Here is a 14969-nt window from a genome sequence, read left to right on the forward strand (position 1 = left end):
TATTCCTCCCTAGTCATAATTGATGTGCACCTTGGTATGCGCCGGTGCACTGCGGTGAATCAGGCATTCCAGCGCCGACCCCGGATTGACGCCGAAGCGCTCGCCCCAGTAGCTCGCGCCGAAACGCCGACCGAGCAGCAAGCGCCCGCCGGTGTTGAGGGTCCACATGAACTGCGCTTCCCACGTGCCCCAGTGCGCCGAGCCGAAACGCGAACGGCCCATGCGAGGGGCTTCGAGTTCGGTGATGGTCGCGTTGGGGTAACCCTGGCTTTTGGCGATGTCGATGTAGTAACCGACAGCCTGGCTCCCCACCGCGAGCAAGCGCCGGCGTACGGCGAGGCGGCGGTCGTCGAACAGCGGTGTGGCGCCCAGGCACGGGTCGGGCAGGTTCATCACCTGTTCCCAGTCCGGCACCAGTTCGCTGACGCCGGCCGGGTCCATTTCGTTGAGCAGGTCGGCGGCGCGCGCATCGAGGCGCGCCAGTTCGACGGCGACGCCTTGCAGCACTTCCTCCAGTTCCGGCACCCGTTCCGGATCCCACGCCGGGCCAGTGGGCAGCAAGGCTCGCAGTTGCGCCTGATATTGCGCGGCGGTTCTTATGCCCCCCATACGCAACCTCCGAAGGTCAGCAGTTCGCTTTGCCCGGCAGGCACGTCAGCAGCCGGCGCGGTCAGCGTGTGATCGTACTCACCGCCGGCGCTGCTGATGGCTTCGCGGATATGGCTGATCAGCAACGGCACACCCAGATCGGCTTCGCGGTTGTGCAGGTCGCGCAACTGCGCCTCAACGGCGGCGCGCACAGCGGTGGTGTCCGGATTAACGCTCTTGAAGCGATACACCACCGGCACTTGAATCGGCCGCTGCACGTGCACTTCCGCCGTCACTGGACGCAGCGGTTCGATGTAGTCCTGAACTTCCGCCAATTGCTCATCGTTCGGCACCGGTTGCGGGTCTTCGTCACGCATGATGAATACCGTCACCGTGCCCGGCCCGAGCAAGCCGCCACGACACCAGGCGCGGGTCACGCCCGGCACTTCCAGTGCCCAGGTCTCGTAGTCGCTGGCCGAACCGCCATGGGGAATCACGCGGTAGGAACGGATCACCCGCGAGCGCAACGACTCCAGGCTTTCCCGCGCCACACCGCCGCTGAGTCCCGGCGCCAGCACGACAAAACTGTTGCCGACCACACCGGCAATCGGCTGCACCGGCGTCAGCGCCAGCCCGGCGTCGGCATTGCCGAGGCTGCCGGCATCGAGTGCGGCGATGGTGGTGGTGTTGCTGCCATTGACCGTGGTGCGCGCGGCGGTGACTTTGTAGGTGCGGCCGTCATTGGTTTGCAGCAGCGTATCGGCGTCGAGCACCGCGCCGGCAGTCGCGGTAAAACTGACGCTGCCGGTGGCGACTTGCGCGGGTTTACGTGGCTGGTTCAGGCGCAGTGCGGCAATCCGCTCCAGGGTGGATTCATCGGCCTTGTCCGGCAGAATCTGCTCGGCAATCCAGTCGAGATAACCGTACAGGCCAAAAGCGGCGCCACCGAGGGTACGGGCCAGCACTTGCGCATCGGACTGGCGCAGCGAATCGCCGGCCAGGTCGCTTTGGGTGCGCTTGATCAGCACCGGCAGCGAAGGGGTTTCAAACGGCATAGATCACCTGCCAACTGTTATCGGGGTTGATGTCCAGACGTTCGCCGTCGGCCAGGGTCAGGACCGTGCGCAGGTTCAGGCGCTGGGCGTCGAGGCGTTCGCTGATGATGTCGATGGCGCTGCAGTGGCCGTCGTCGATCAGCCATTGCAAGGCTTCGCGGGCATAGAACTCGGCGTCCATCTGCGTTTGTCGGGTCAGCTTGACCCGGCGCAACAGCCACAGCCGCGAGCCGATACGGTCATCGGCGACGGTAGGAAAGCTGTCGCCCCACCAGCCGAAACGCTCTTCGTCGTCGAGGGCGTCGTCATCGGCGGCGCGACGCCAGGTGAACAGGCTGATGAGCACGGCGCGGGTCAGCGCGGCGTGGAGATTTTGGCTGATCAGCATCATTTGCCTCCTGCCGGCGCGCCGGTCTGGCCGCTGCCGGCCTGTACGCCGACGTGCACGTGTTTGATCTGGCTGATGCCACCGGCGAGTTGATCGCCGGTGGACACGATCTTGCCGGTCTGATTGATCACCGGCGTATCGAAGTTCACCGCGCTGCTGGCGCGGATGTTCAGCGTGGCGGTTTCGATGTCGATGATCCGCCCACGCTTGAAGTGAATCTTGTCGCCCTCGTCGGTGTAGATCGCCACTTCACCAGCGGCCAACGCTTGCAGGCGATAGCGGCGGTCAGCGATGACCAGAGCGATGGCGTGGGAACGGTCGCCGCCGATGAACGTGACGACACCTTCGGCACCGGCCAGCGGATGGCTGGTGAAACCGTAAGGTTCGAAGTGCTCCATATCGTCGTTCACTTCGCCGGCGGTGAGGCGCATTTGCAGCGATTGCAGCTTGGATGCCGAGTTGGCGAGCACGACAGTGCCGCGCGCCAGCAGGCGTGTCAGTAGGCTCATGAATTGTCCTCAAAGGTAGGCATCACGCGATCCACTGTGGGAGCGAGCCTGCTCGCGAATGCGCTGGGTCAGGCAGTGTGATGTTGAAGCTGCCAGCGCTTTCGCGAGCAGGCTCGCTCCCACAGGGTTCGGAGTCAGGCTCAGGTTTTTTTCGGGGGCGTTGGATCAGGATCGAAGGTATGCGGCGGCGCCACTTGCAGCGTGGTCACCGAGCCTTGCGCCGACAGCGAATACGTGACCTTGGAGATCAGCATGTCGCCATCGAACCCAAGCACCGGATCCGTGACTTTGACCAGCGTGTTGTGCCGCCAAAGATCACCGTTAGCCTGGCGCCAGCCCTGCACCTGATACGTGGTGGTCTGCGCCCGCCCCATACGGGTGGCGCACTCCCACTGGGCGCGTTGCTGGGCCAGTTCGAACGTCAGCGCGGTGCCTTCGTTGATGATGGTGGTGCGTCGACGTTTGAAGCTCAGATCGGTCGCGCTGGATTCAACCTCGCTGACTGCCGCCCCGCTCTTCTTGTCCGAACCTTTCTGCTGGCCGATCACCCGGTATTCGGAGAACACCTGGCTCTGATCCATGGGGGCGTTGGCCGACAGGATATTCTTGCCCAGCTCCAGCGCATCACTGGCCCGCCCACCACTGCCAGGCTTGGCCAGCACCAGCCGGCCCTGCGCGTCATCGGTGGAAAACACCCGGAACAGCGAGAGTAACCGGTCGATCGACTGGAACACTGTTTCGCCCGGCACGATAGTGTGTTTGGCGAGCCGCGCGGTCTCGGGAATTTCATTGACCACCATCAGCCCGTACTCCATCGCCAGCGCCTGAACGATGTTCAACAGCGGTTGCTCCTGCCACTGGTTCGGCTGGTTTCTGGCGGCGCAATCGACCAGGTCCTGGGTCTTGGAACTGCCCTCGATGCTCAGGCTGATCTGGCGCCCGTCATAGCTGATCGGCGCCTTGAACACATAGCCGGTGAGCACCAGGTCCTGGCCGATTTTCACTTCGCAGGGGTCACCCGGCTTGATCCGCTGGTCCACCGTCTGCCCCGGCCACTGCCAGGTGATGTCAAGTTTGAAAGTGCGGAACTGGCGCTCCAGATCGGCCGTGATTTCCACGCTTTTCCATCCGCCGTATTCCATGTTGTTGACGGTCAATGTGACGCGGTTATCCATCTCGCTCATGGCTCACTCCCTGGACACTTTCACGTCGTTGGGGGAAAAGCCCGGATGGTTCATCGCGTTGCTCTGAGTCACTTGGGTCACCCGTGTGGCATCGGCAAATTGCTTGTAGGCCACAACCAGCGCCGGCAAGCTTTCCTGGAACGATTTGGTGACCTGTCGCACACCGGATGACGCAACTGCCTTGAGATGCGCCAGCAGCGCTTCCTTGACATCGTTGATTGCCTGGTGGTGCTTGGGATCGGCCTTGTCCAGCATCGGATCAATGGCCACCCCGACAGCCTTCTGCAGCGCTTTCATTTCATCGGTCACCGGTACTTCCGGACGGGTCACCGGTTGATCCGCCTGATGCGCCACCGAAGGTGTCGACGAGAGTTTCACTGCGGGGGTCGCCACTGGCATCGACGCCACCCACTGCGCCACTTTGACCAGCATCGTGTCCTGCACCAGATCGGCCATGGCTTGCGCTGCGGCGTTGGTGTCCTTGCCGGTGGTGATCTTCGGCGCATCAGCCTTGCGGATGGCTTCGAGTTGCTGGGAGACGTCAGCAATCACGCCACGGTAGCCCTCCTTCGCAAACTCCTTGAGCTCCTTGATATCGCCGAGCAAACCCTTGAATTCCGCTGCCACTTCCTTGGGCAGCTCCTTCACGGCTTTAACCAGTTCAGTGATCTGTTTGTACTGCTCGATCAGCGGTTTGAGCTGCTCCTTGATCACCTCATAAACCCCGGTCAGGCTGTTGCGCAGATTGGCGATGCCGATCCGCGCAGCCTTGATCAGCGTCATAGCCTGCTCGAAGCGCGCCACCGCCGAACCCAGCAGTGTGTCGGCTTTGGCCAGCAGCACTTTCTGCGTGCTGACGCTGGCAGTCGGAAACGGCAACGGCTGATCGGGATAGAACTTCAGGGTAAAGGTCACCAACCCGCCGTCCTGGCGGGTGTGGGTCATGTCGCATTCACCGACCTTGACTTGCAGGCGCCCGAGCCACGGATGCACCAGTTCACCACTGCCCGCCTCCAATGCCTTGAGCAGCTTGTCGCGCTGCTCCAGGCAATCGGCGCCGATGATGAATGCGGTGACGTCGTGAATCCTGGCCTGCTGGCCGAGATCTTCAAAATACGGCAGGTCACGTTGCGGATACTCGTGCAACTGGCCTTTGCGACCGACCGGGGTTTTCGCCTGGTCGATCCAGAAGCCGACACCACGAAAGGATGCCGGCAACAAACGGTCACGCCAGTTCATTGGAACCTCCTGCCGACAACGAGCGGTAGCCAATGCGCGAAGACAGCGCCAGGCCCGGTTGATTGCTTTGCGGTTGATCGGTGCGCATCCCCGGCGGTGCATTGACGAAGCTCACCGTCAGGCCACCTTCGAGTTGCGTGCGGTTGTTGGCCGCGCTTTGCTGGATCAGTGCGCCGGAAGTTTGTGGCAGCGTGCTGCTCATTCCTTGCGCCCCGGCAGGCGCCGCAGCGCTGGTGCCGGTGATCGTGGCGAAGAACCCGGAGAAATTGCCACCGAGCAGTTCTTTGACTTGTCCGAAAATACCTTGGAGTTTTGTCCACATATCACTGAACCAGTCGAGAACGGGCTGCCACTTCTGCTGGATAGATTCCAACGGCGACTGACTGAACAGATCACCCAAGGTTGCTTTCACCGATTGCGCGTCTGTGTTCAGCGTTGCCCACAAACCGGAGAAATATTCAGTAACGCCATTCCACTTCGCCATGACCGCTTCCACGGGAGCGTTGCCAAACAAGTTCTGAAACTCGCTTTTCAATGGCTGGGCACCCGCCCGGAGAACGTCCCACAGCGCTGAAAAAACCGGTGCCAAGGGTTGCCAGGCGCTTTCGACCATAGCGGTCGGAGACCAGGAGAACGTCGATTTGAGTTGCTCCCAACCGCTCGCCGCAATGCTGTGCATGCTGCCAACCGCATCGAAAACCGTATTTTGCGCAGAACCCCAGACCGTCGACATGTTGGTTGCCAGCGTGCCGTCGAACAGCGATGTGATGCTCGACCAACCGGTTGCAACTCTGTTGCCCATATCGTCGATGGCCGTGAAGACCGCGCTTTGTGCGGAATCCCATACGTCTGACATTCTGGCTGTCAGTGTGCCGTCGAACGTTGACTTGACCGACTCCCATCCGGCCTGTGTCGCCGCATAGGTACGATTCCAGTACCCGCTGACGACTTCATCGGCGGAGTTCCACAACGCCGTCATTTTTTCCAGTGGCGAGGTGTACAACCGGGCCTTGAGGCTTTGCAATCCAGCCGCAGTGCTGGCAGCTGCACTGTCCCAGTAAGCGCCGACGGAGGTGCGAGCCGAATCCCAGGTTTGTTCGATGAAAGCGCCGAATGCATGCAGACCTTCGGACGCACCCGCCGCAAGACGGCTGGCACCGGTAATGGCATCAGCGCGCATTTCCTGCCACTTCAGCGAAGCCGTGGCACTCATCGAGTCGAACCGTTGCCTTGCGTCCGCGACCATCTCATCCCAGCCCTTGCTTACATCGTCGATGCCGCGACGGGTCGCATCGCTGATCGATTGCCAGTTCCGGCTGAAAAAGCCCGAGATCGCCCCCCAGTTGTTGGTAATCAAGCGCGCGCCGATGACGATGACCGCCACCGCCGCCGCAATCGCGGCGGCAATCAAACCGATCGGTGAGGTCAGAATACCCAACACACCCACCAGCCCCATCGCACCCACAGTGACCACCGTGAATGCGACAGCCGCCGCCGCCAGCCCTTCAACAAGAGAAGGATTGTTCGCTACAAACTGGCCAATCGAAGTAATCACTGGGGTGATTGCGGTGACGATGCCGTTCACCGCTGGCAACAACGCGTTGCCAATATTCAGCGAGATCTTGTCCAGCGCTTCGTTGAACTTTGCCAGGTTGGCCGAAGTTTCCCCCTGCACCACTTTGGGCAGTTTCAGGCCCTTGTTCGCCATGACCTTTTTTGCCAGCGCATCCTGCGCCTCGATGGCTTTCTTGATGCCGTCCTGAAACGGCTTGAGCAAGCCACCTTCGGAAATGAACCCGGCGACGTCCAACGGCTCGAGGCCGCTGTCCTCCATGCTTTTCTTGAATGCTGCGACCTTGCCGCGCAGCCCTTTCATTTCGGCTTCCATCTTCTCGGCGCCCTTGAGCACCACAAGCATGTTGACCGTGACAGGAAAGGTCTGCGGAATCAGGCTCAAATTTGTATTCGCCATCACTGCACCTGCTGCATCGCATTGATCCGTTGCGCGTGCTCCAGCGATTCGCGGAGCACATCCAGTGGCCTGGCCATCATCTGTTCGGGGTCAACCTTCCAGAACCAGGCCAGGTCATAGGCGACGGCAATCAGGTCGGTGATGGCGCCGACGCCGCACTCATGAAAAAACTCGCAACGGCCCAGCTCAACGCGTTGAGGTCAGCCAGATCCAACTGGTTGACCGACGACGGCGGAATGCCGGCGCACACGGCGATGTATTTGGCCGCCACGTCCATGTCGAGGCTGACTTCTTCGCTCTTGTCGATCTTGTACGGCAGCGCCTTGATCGCTCGCACCTCCTGCACCGTCGGACGGCGCAGGACGAGTTCGGTCAGGGGCTCGCCGTGAGCTTCGATCGCAACCTGAAGCTTCACGGCGCCGCTCATTGCCAGGTCCCCTTGATGCCTTCGAATTTCAGTTCGATGGTGGCGTCATCGCCTTTGGAGACTGGCTCTTCGACCAGGTACGCGCCGGCCAGCACGTAGACTTTGCCGTTGCTGAATTCGCAGGTGACAGTGATGTCGGTGCCTTCGATCAGCTTCTTCAGCGGGAAGTCGGCGGTGTGCAGCGCGGTCACTTTGAACGACGGCGCGATGTCGGTTTCCTTGTAGAAACCCGGTACGACGGTTTCGCGTTTGACCGCCATCAGCGGGGCTTCGCAGCCGCCATTGATGGTCAGTTGTGCGCCGTCGACTTTGACGTAGCAGGTACCTGCAATCAGTTGACCCATGGTGTTACTCCCTTGCAAAAAAAAGCCCACGCGCGGTGGGCTGAAAACTTGCCGTCAAACGCGCGGATCAAGCCGCGTCGTCGTACTGCAGACGGAATTGGTTGAGCAGCGCGAACACGCGCAGACCGTTGATGTAATCCGGCGGGAACAGCACGTTCACGCGGCTCGGGTCCTGCACGTCGCGTTCGACGATCAGGTGCTCGGCGAACAGCTCGGCGTTCTCCACATGGCCTTCCAGTTCGAGCTTGGCGTACTGCGCGATCAGCTCACCGCGGATGGTCGCCGGCGTCACGATCGGTTGGCCGGCGCCGAAGCGGGTGCCGTCGGAGGCCAGTTTGTGGCGACCGTATTTGCTGGTGATCACGCTTTGCAGACGGCGCACGATGAACGCCGACTGGTGCATGGTTTCGCTGTCCAGGTAGGAGTTGTCGGCTTGACCGTAAGCGTTTTTCTGGTAAGTGGTAATCGAGCGCTGGATGCGCACGTAGCCGCCTTCGTAGTAGGCGGTAGCGATGCCGTAGTTGAGCAGCGACTGACGCTCGGTCAGGGTGAAGCGCTCACTCGCCGGGGCAGGATCGACACCCGGCAGGCTGCCGCTTTGCGTCGGACGGCTGGCGTCGGCAGAGATGAACACCGCGGTGCGTGCAGCCAGTGCGGCAGCCTGTACCCAGAACGGTTGCGGAACGCCCGGTTCCAGCGCCTGAATGGTCATGTGCTGATCGTTGCGTGCCTGGCCGGCAGCAACCAGAGTGCCGACAGTTCCGCGTTTGGCGCTGTAGACGTGACCGAACAGTTGCTTGGCCCAGGACCAGCGACCGGTGCTGTCATCCATCACTGCTTGCCAGGTGTTGAGGGTCGACAGATCGGACCATGGCAGTGCGATGAACTCGAACGGCTCGTCACCCAACGCGGCAATCGCCGCCACCTGATCCGGCACGCCGGCGCCGCCGGTCATGGCGGTGATCGCAGTGGTCAGGCCGGCCGGGGTGTCTTCGCCGTTGCTCTTGCCCAGACGATTGAATTGCAGGCTGATGTCGTTACCGCTGTCGCCCGTCCATTTGGCGTTCAGGGTCACCACACCTTCGGCAGCCGCAGCGCTCACCGGCAGGTCGGCGGTAGCGTTGATTTTCTGCGCCAGGGCGGTGGCCGCTTGCGCAGCGGTGGCACCGTTGACCACAGTGGCTTGCACACGCACGCCGCCGACATACAGATTCAATACGCCAGCCTGAGTGGCGGTGCCAGTCAGGGTCAGCACGCCTTTGGCGATCGCGCCTTCGGCGTTGTGCAGCGGCAGGCACCAGATCTCACCGATCGGGTCAGCCTTGCGAAAGGTCTCGTACATCGAGGCGAGCATCGAGCCCTGACCACCGATGCTCTTGGCCAGCGCAACGCTGGAGACCAAAACCAGTTTGCCGACTTCGGTCGGGGCAATGTTGTCGTTGACCTGAGCGACGATCAAACGACGCAGGGTCGAACTCGCGCTATTGGCGGCCGAGTTGTCCATTTCGGCATAGAACAGCGGTACACGAATGTCCGCGGGGATGTTGCTGAATCCGATCGCCATTATTTGACTCCCTTTTGTTTGGCTGGTGCGGTTTTGAGGGTGATATCGCCGTCGGCAAGACGTCGGCGCCACCAGGCGCTGTCCAGCACTTCACGGCCTTCGAGCGGCAGCAGATCGCCGGCCTCCGGGTCAGGTACGACGCGGCCAGCGGCCGGCAGTACGGTGATGCGATTGCTCATGGGGTTACGTCTCCAGAGAAAGTCATTTCCACGCGCCCATCAGGGCCCGGGCGTTTCAGGTTGGGGTCGGCCGGATCGATCGCATCGACCCGCACGGTGGCCCCGGTAAAGGACGACAAACCGTCCAGTTCGCGTTCGTGCCAACTCTCCGCAGGCTGACTCGGCAGATTGCGGCCGAGCTGGAACTCGGCAAAAAAGCGCAGCCGGTAGAAGGCGCGACTGCTGTTGATCGAGACCATTTCGCCGCCGTCGTAAACGATGGCGCTGTAGTCTTTGTCGGGCTTGAACCCCACCACCGCGCGCCACAGTTCGGCACGCAAGTCGTGCAACAGATCCAGCGCTTTTGTAGCGTCGGTGGCGTCAAGCACGAGGACGATTTCGAAGCGGTCGCGAATCGGTTGGGTGGCGAGGTTTTGTGTGGTGCTTTCACTCGCCAAGTCGGCCAGTGGCAGCACATGGGCCGAGGGTGTCGGCAGATCGGCATTGCCTTGCAGCAACGCCAGATCGACACCCACCGAAATGTGATTGGCAAGGCCAGGGCATTGCCCACGCAACTGCGTGAGGATCGGGGTGATCTTCATGGGGGTGTTCCAGAATGATGAGAATTGCGCAGGACCCAATGTGGGAGCGAGCCTGCTCGCGAAAGCGGTGTCTCAGTCGCTTTCAATGTTGGATGTTCCGGCCTCTTCGCGAGCAGGCTCGCTCCCACATGGAGATGTGTCGTCAGTCTTTGGATTCAGCCTTTGGATCGAGGCCGCTGGCATCGATCAGGCAGCGATAGCTGTTCTCGCGATTGCCACTGGCGGTGACCTTGTCGATCGACCAGCGCCCGCGCATGAAGTCCGGCCAGGTGTCATCGAGCAGCACCAGGCCTTCAGCCGCCAGCCGTGGGTCGCCGGGGCAGGTGATCTTCACCTTGAACTTTTGTCGGAGCATTTTGCGCACTTCGCCCTCGCCGACGGCGATGGCATCCGCTTCGTTGGGTTGCTTCTGGCGGATGGTCTTGAACGGCGCAAGCCCGGTTTCGACCCAGCGCAACACGCCTGTCGCCGCATCGACAAAACAGGTCTTGCAGCCCTTGGCCTGTTCGCGGGCGGCCTCTTCCAGCGTGGCGCTGATGAAGGCGTGATCGCCGGGACGATTGTTGTGGGTGACCGACAACGTCACTTCCTGCAGTTTCTGGCCCGAGATTGATTTGATCTGCCCGGGCCGCGCCAGCACATACGCATCGCCATAAGGTTTGGCGACCAGGTTGTACTTCTTTGCCAGCCGCGTCAGAAAGCCCATGTCAGTTTCATTGGACTGGTCGACGTGGGCGATCTTGATCATCGACACGTCCGCAGCGACACGCGATGAAAATCCGTGTTGCGACACCAGTTTGCTAAACAGTTGACCGAGCGTCGTCGGTCCATGACTGGCGGTGCGACGCTGCTTGAAGCCGGTCTCGTCATCCTTGCTGAAAGGCGCTGCAGTGGCCACCAGGGTCAGGCGCAACGGAAACAGCGTCGGTGTCAGGCGAGTGACTTTGAACTGGCCCTTGTCGACCATCTCTTGCATTTCCAGGTAACCCACCAGCAGGCCGATTTTCCCGCCCAGATTTGGCAGCCCTTCGAGGCCTTCCAGATCAATGGTCAGGGTCAGTTGATCCGACTCGATACCGGCGGCATCAATGTGTTCCCAACTGATCAGACGCTGGTTGAGCAGATCCGCGTTTGCGCCATAAATCTGCACGACCGGGGTAAAACCCAATGCCATACAACCTCCTTAATCCCAGGCCGTGAGCGCTTTGATTGCGGCGGGTTTGCTGTCGAGTTCAGGCAGCACGACCCAAATGCCAGCGGGCAGAACCGGGCCGTGTTCGGCCAAGGTCGGGTTGAGTTTCCACAGGGCTTCTTCGGCGGCATCATCGCTGCGCCCGGTTTCGCGGTAGAGCAGAAGATTCACCGAATCACCGGCCACGCTTCGAACCTTACGCATTGTTGAACTCCGCCAATTCGATGACCCAATCGACCACCATCGCCGTACCGTCATCGATGATCTGGCTTTGGGTTTCCTGAACGTTGTTGATCCGCCACAGACCCCAGTTGCGACCGATGCCGTCAATCAATGGCAGCGGTATGCGCAGTGCCTGCAAGGCGCGCAATTCATCGAGCCGATCCATGGCCACGGCGTACATCGATTTGCCGGTGATGGTCAGGGTTTCCGACTTCTGGCCGGTCTGGCTGGATTTCGGTTTGCTGGTGAGAATCTGTATTTCGCTCCAGCCGCCATCGGACTTGCGCAACAACGTGTGGTACGCAAATTGGCGCGACAGGCCGAAGATGAAGCTGCCTAATGCCATTTGTTGTTTCATCAGGCGACTCCATCGGTCAGGGCTGCGTCACGGCGGGTGGCGAGGAGATTGGTTGGCATGATTTGACCCAACTGCCCCATGGTTGTTTGTACCACCAGATTGGCGAGCGCCTGGGCGCTGGCCAGATCCTGGCCATTGATCTGAATCGTTGAGTTGAACGTGACAGGCTGGCTGGCGGCTGTGGTGGCCGGGATCGCGGAGGTCGCCGAGGTCGCGATCAGGTCCTTGCTGACCTGAGCTGGCGCGTCAAGACGATCGACTTGGGTCCCCAGCTTGTCGCCCAGCGACTCACCGATGGCTCCCCCCGCCATGCTTCCGAGCCACCCGCCAATTGCAGTACCCACGCCAGGCAGAATCAGCGTGCCAAGCGCGGCACCGACAGCGGCGCCCGCTGAAGACCCGGCCAACGAAGCACCGGATGACACCACTGAACGCGTGTCCCCGTGCATCACACCATTGACCAGTTCATATCCCGCGCTGAGCAGGCGCAGCGGCGGCGCTTTTTTGGCCAGCAGCGCGCCGGCCTTGGCGTAGGAGCCGGACAGCGGCGCGGCGTGCATTGGGCTGGCGCCCGATGAGCCGGCGAATGCCGTCATGCTTGCGGGCCACGCTGAGGGCTGACGAATGAGAGGATTGCGAGCTGCAGAGCTGCCGGAACCAATCAGTGGTTGATGGCTCTTTCGCTGGGTCAAAGAACCGAGGCTCACCCTGCGTGGTTTCAGGCCTCCACCCTTTCTCTGGGTGGGCTTTTTCGGATCGGGTTCATCAAAAGTCGAGTTTTCAACGGGCTTACCGCTATCGCCGGCAACATCGATATCCGCAATCCATTTGCCAAGTCCCTTCGGCAGTTTCGTTGCGATACCCTTCACAAGCTTGCCAACGAAATTGTCGGCGGCCTTTGCCAGCAACGCCCCCACAAACGCCGTAAGCCCCGCCGCCGCAATAGTCAGAGACGTAGCGACTTTCGGGTTTGCCTCGGCCTTCTCCGCCGCCCAGTTCAATGTATTGGTGAGGGAGTCCAGCGTTTGCGCATCCGGAGCGACCGCTGTCGCCAAACGGTTTCTACTGGCGTCGTAAGCGTTCCAGCTTTGCTGAGGACTGCCGCCAGCCGGATCGGCGGATCTCTGCACCGCACCTTTGTATTGCGGCTCGGTACTTTGGGTCGGTCCCTGAAGGGGAACCGGCGAGAACGTCGCTTCAGCAGGTTCCGCCATCAATTGATGCAAACCGTCGCTGCCGGTGGACAGCCTCTTCAGCAACTCGGTCTGTGGATCGAGCGGTTTTCTCGCGGTCAGCAACGCAAATGTCTTGTCGACATCCTGGGGTTTATCCAGCAGTTTGCTGACGCCTTCATCACCGTTGAACAACGTCTTGATCAGTGCCGATTGTTGGCTCGCCGGCTTTTGTTTAAGAGCCTCGAGTGCCTTGAAAACGGTTTGCGGCACATCCTCGTTGAGCTTGTCCGGCTGGAGTCCAAGTGTTGCCCAGGCTGCACGCTCGGCGACCGAGCCTTTGGCACCTTTGGCCAGCGCAGCGCTGATGCTTTTCACCGATGTAGCGGCGCCAGACGTGTCCACATCTGCGTTGAGCAAAGCGGCCGCAAGAGCAGCCAGTTGCTCAGGTGCAATACCCGCCGCGACTCCTGTTTCGCCAGAACTCTGTACCACCGAGCCGATGTCGGCTGCGGTCGCTTTCAGCGAATTCTTCCCGAGATGAATACTGGCGTCGGCCAAGCTTTGAGCCTGCGCGCGATCAAGCTTGAGCGAGGTTCTCCAGACCGTCAGCATTTCTCCAGCGGCCTTCAGTTCAATGCCAAACGCTGTCGCGTTCGTGGCGGCATCACGGCCGAAATCCAGCAGTTCCTGTTCCTTTGTGTCGCCAGTGAGATTGGCGCCTACCCCGGATTTGCCCGCGGCATATTCGACCTCGGCCAGGCTAACCGCGGTCGCACCACTGCCTGCCACCGTTTTTTCACCGGCCATTGCCAGGTTGGCGATCTCCATGCTCTTGAGATCGCCGTCCATGCCCGGCACTTGTTTTAGCCTGGCCATGGCCGTTTGAAGCGCCATGGCCGACTGCAGAAACGCGGGAGGCTGACGCTGTTCGATCTCGGCCGTGAGTTTCGACTTCGGCGCACTTACTGGCGCCGACGTTGGCGAACTGGCCTTCGATAGCGATTGCAGCGCGACCATGACTTCCCGAAGCTTGATCTGCTCCTTGATCAATAACCGGATGTCCTGACTGGCGGTCACGACCGCGAGCTTCAACTCCGCCAGTGGATTGGCAATAACGTCAAATGCAGACCTCTCACCTGCCAAGCCAGCGTTGCTGAACCCGACGCTGCTGTTCGCGCTGGCCAGCATTGGCGAATACCTTGTTTCTGCCATGCCGCTCTACTCCTGTTTCACGCCTAGGCGAGTGATCGCTATGTCGTAGCGGCGCAACGCCTTTTCGGCGTCCCATTCCAGAATCTCCGCTTCACTTACCGGGTAAATGAGCGGGACGATATCGAGGATTACTTCGATGTCGCGTTCCGAAAGTAGGCCGCCGGCTGGTTTAAAAAATCGTCGATACGCACCTGCAATTGCGTCCAGTCCGGGACGCTCAAGTGAGCCAGATCAGGGATCATCAGACCGGTGCAGTGGGCGGTGATGAACTCGGCGCGTTCCTTGGCCGTTTTCAGTTTCTTCATCACTTTGGTGGCGCGCAGCACAGGCATTTCCAGGCTCAGCGAGGTCACGGTGCGGCCGGTTACGGCGAGCGGTTGCAGCAGTTGCACCTGATCGGGATCGTCGGACTTTTGCGCGTCTTCGACCTGGTCGAGAAAGTACGACGCAGGGCGTGTCGACATCTCGTGCACGTACTGGGCGATGCTCACGTAGTCCGGGCGCTTGAGCTGGTCGAGTTCTTTGACCGACAGGCCAGTGGCGAGCAGCGCCAGCTCGAAGAACTGATCGTCTTCGTCATCGCCGGCGCGTTCCAGCGCTTCTTTCTGTGCGGCGTAGAACAGTGGCTTGAGCTGGATCTGGTTGATCTGCGAACCATCGTCGCCGGTGATCGGCGACAGCAGGTCATGCTGGGGTGGCATCCACGACATGTATGAATTCCTTGGTGATTCTTGGGGGTTACTCAATTTCTGCCAGTCACACTGGCCCACTGTGGGAGTG

The 14969-nt window shown here is 60.8% G+C and carries 17 protein-coding genes; all 17 read right to left on the reverse strand.

Annotated elements, in window-relative coordinates:
• Positions 1-9: 9 nt before the first annotated feature.
• Entirely contained in the window at positions 10-609 is a 600-nt protein-coding gene (locus ACOYXE_RS16575; protein ID WP_034154917.1) for a YmfQ family protein, read from the reverse strand.
• Positions 597-1643, reverse strand: coding sequence for a baseplate J/gp47 family protein (locus ACOYXE_RS16580; protein WP_160056285.1), 1047 nt, complete (start codon positions 1641-1643; stop codon positions 597-599). The genes ACOYXE_RS16575 and ACOYXE_RS16580 overlap by 13 nt, the downstream gene beginning before the upstream one ends.
• Positions 1633-2031, reverse strand: a complete 399-nt coding sequence (locus tag ACOYXE_RS16585; RefSeq protein ID WP_003222234.1) for a phage GP46 family protein — start codon at positions 2029-2031, stop codon at positions 1633-1635. The genes ACOYXE_RS16580 and ACOYXE_RS16585 overlap by 11 nt, the downstream gene beginning before the upstream one ends.
• Positions 2031-2540 (reverse strand): phage baseplate assembly protein V, encoded by a 510-nt coding sequence (locus ACOYXE_RS16590; protein WP_110720163.1) that lies wholly within the window; start codon positions 2538-2540, stop codon positions 2031-2033. The genes ACOYXE_RS16585 and ACOYXE_RS16590 overlap by 1 nt, the downstream gene beginning before the upstream one ends.
• Before the next feature lie 140 nt (positions 2541-2680).
• Positions 2681-3724, reverse strand: coding sequence for a phage baseplate assembly protein (locus ACOYXE_RS16595; protein ID WP_405122221.1), 1044 nt, complete (start codon positions 3722-3724; stop codon positions 2681-2683).
• A 3-nt stretch (positions 3725-3727) separates the two neighbouring features.
• On the reverse strand, positions 3728-4963 hold the full coding sequence (locus ACOYXE_RS16600; RefSeq protein ID WP_160056281.1) for a DNA circularization protein: 1236 nt from the start codon (positions 4961-4963) through the stop codon (positions 3728-3730).
• Positions 4950-6935: a hypothetical protein gene (locus ACOYXE_RS16605; protein WP_460926307.1), complete on the reverse strand. Its 1986-nt coding sequence runs from the start codon at positions 6933-6935 to the stop codon at positions 4950-4952. The genes ACOYXE_RS16600 and ACOYXE_RS16605 overlap by 14 nt, the downstream gene beginning before the upstream one ends.
• Before the next feature lie 130 nt (positions 6936-7065).
• On the reverse strand, positions 7066-7362 hold the full coding sequence (locus ACOYXE_RS16610; RefSeq protein ID WP_007908778.1) for a phage tail assembly protein: 297 nt from the start codon (positions 7360-7362) through the stop codon (positions 7066-7068).
• Complete coding sequence (locus ACOYXE_RS16615) at positions 7359-7706, reverse strand: phage tail tube protein (RefSeq protein ID WP_007908779.1); 348 nt, start codon at positions 7704-7706, stop codon at positions 7359-7361. Before ACOYXE_RS16615 ends, ACOYXE_RS16610 begins: the two co-directional genes overlap by 4 nt.
• A gap of 67 nt (positions 7707-7773) precedes the next feature.
• Positions 7774-9270 carry a phage tail sheath subtilisin-like domain-containing protein gene (locus ACOYXE_RS16620; RefSeq protein ID WP_160056277.1) on the reverse strand — a complete coding sequence of 499 codons (1497 nt, stop codon included), beginning with the start codon at positions 9268-9270 and terminating at the stop codon, positions 7774-7776.
• Entirely contained in the window at positions 9270-9449 is a 180-nt protein-coding gene (locus ACOYXE_RS16625; RefSeq protein ID WP_460926308.1) for a DUF2635 domain-containing protein, read from the reverse strand. The genes ACOYXE_RS16620 and ACOYXE_RS16625 overlap by 1 nt, the downstream gene beginning before the upstream one ends.
• Entirely contained in the window at positions 9446-10030 is a 585-nt protein-coding gene (locus tag ACOYXE_RS16630) for a phage tail terminator protein (RefSeq protein ID WP_460926310.1), read from the reverse strand. Before ACOYXE_RS16630 ends, ACOYXE_RS16625 begins: the two co-directional genes overlap by 4 nt.
• A gap of 142 nt (positions 10031-10172) precedes the next feature.
• Positions 10173-11204, reverse strand: coding sequence for a phage late control D family protein (locus tag ACOYXE_RS16635; RefSeq protein ID WP_460926311.1), 1032 nt, complete (start codon positions 11202-11204; stop codon positions 10173-10175).
• A 9-nt stretch (positions 11205-11213) separates the two neighbouring features.
• Complete coding sequence (locus tag ACOYXE_RS16640) at positions 11214-11426, reverse strand: tail protein X (RefSeq protein WP_064393145.1); 213 nt, start codon at positions 11424-11426, stop codon at positions 11214-11216.
• Positions 11419-11802 (reverse strand): phage tail protein, encoded by a 384-nt coding sequence (locus tag ACOYXE_RS16645; RefSeq protein ID WP_160056271.1) that lies wholly within the window; start codon positions 11800-11802, stop codon positions 11419-11421. Before ACOYXE_RS16645 ends, ACOYXE_RS16640 begins: the two co-directional genes overlap by 8 nt.
• Entirely contained in the window at positions 11802-14165 is a 2364-nt protein-coding gene (locus ACOYXE_RS16650; protein ID WP_460926312.1) for a phage tail tape measure protein, read from the reverse strand. The genes ACOYXE_RS16645 and ACOYXE_RS16650 overlap by 1 nt, the downstream gene beginning before the upstream one ends.
• 152 nt (positions 14166-14317) lie before the next feature.
• A complete protein-coding gene (locus ACOYXE_RS16655; RefSeq protein WP_160056267.1) occupies positions 14318-14899 on the reverse strand; it encodes a phage tail assembly protein in 582 nt (193 codons plus the stop codon).
• Positions 14900-14969 lie beyond the last annotated feature (70 nt).

This window comes from Pseudomonas sp. MC6, from assembly GCF_054790575.1.

Bases quoted from the DNA above. Each gene is read 5' to 3' on its own strand.
- ACOYXE_RS16575 (WP_034154917.1), bottom strand. From the start codon at position 609: ATGGGGGGCATAAGAACCGCCGCGCAATATCAGGCGCAACTGCGAGCC.
- ACOYXE_RS16580 (WP_160056285.1), bottom strand. From the start codon at position 1,643: ATGCCGTTTGAAACCCCTTCGCTGCCGGTGCTGATCAAGCGCACCCAA.
- ACOYXE_RS16585 (WP_003222234.1), bottom strand. From the start codon at position 2,031: ATGCTGATCAGCCAAAATCTCCACGCCGCGCTGACCCGCGCCGTGCTC.
- ACOYXE_RS16590 (WP_110720163.1), bottom strand. From the start codon at position 2,540: ATGAGCCTACTGACACGCCTGCTGGCGCGCGGCACTGTCGTGCTCGCC.
- ACOYXE_RS16595 (WP_405122221.1), bottom strand. From the start codon at position 3,724: ATGAGCGAGATGGATAACCGCGTCACATTGACCGTCAACAACATGGAA.
- ACOYXE_RS16600 (WP_160056281.1), bottom strand. From the start codon at position 4,963: ATGAACTGGCGTGACCGTTTGTTGCCGGCATCCTTTCGTGGTGTCGGC.
- ACOYXE_RS16605 (WP_460926307.1), bottom strand. From the start codon at position 6,935: ATGGCGAATACAAATTTGAGCCTGATTCCGCAGACCTTTCCTGTCACG.
- ACOYXE_RS16610 (WP_007908778.1), bottom strand. From the start codon at position 7,362: ATGAGCGGCGCCGTGAAGCTTCAGGTTGCGATCGAAGCTCACGGCGAG.
- ACOYXE_RS16615 (WP_007908779.1), bottom strand. From the start codon at position 7,706: ATGGGTCAACTGATTGCAGGTACCTGCTACGTCAAAGTCGACGGCGCA.
- ACOYXE_RS16620 (WP_160056277.1), bottom strand. From the start codon at position 9,270: ATGGCGATCGGATTCAGCAACATCCCCGCGGACATTCGTGTACCGCTG.
- ACOYXE_RS16625 (WP_460926308.1), bottom strand. From the start codon at position 9,449: ATGAGCAATCGCATCACCGTACTGCCGGCCGCTGGCCGCGTCGTACCT.
- ACOYXE_RS16630 (WP_460926310.1), bottom strand. From the start codon at position 10,030: ATGAAGATCACCCCGATCCTCACGCAGTTGCGTGGGCAATGCCCTGGC.
- ACOYXE_RS16635 (WP_460926311.1), bottom strand. From the start codon at position 11,204: ATGGCATTGGGTTTTACCCCGGTCGTGCAGATTTATGGCGCAAACGCG.
- ACOYXE_RS16640 (WP_064393145.1), bottom strand. From the start codon at position 11,426: ATGCGTAAGGTTCGAAGCGTGGCCGGTGATTCGGTGAATCTTCTGCTC.
- ACOYXE_RS16645 (WP_160056271.1), bottom strand. From the start codon at position 11,802: ATGAAACAACAAATGGCATTAGGCAGCTTCATCTTCGGCCTGTCGCGC.
- ACOYXE_RS16650 (WP_460926312.1), bottom strand. From the start codon at position 14,165: ATGCTGGCCAGCGCGAACAGCAGCGTCGGGTTCAGCAACGCTGGCTTG.
- ACOYXE_RS16655 (WP_160056267.1), bottom strand. From the start codon at position 14,899: ATGTCGTGGATGCCACCCCAGCATGACCTGCTGTCGCCGATCACCGGC.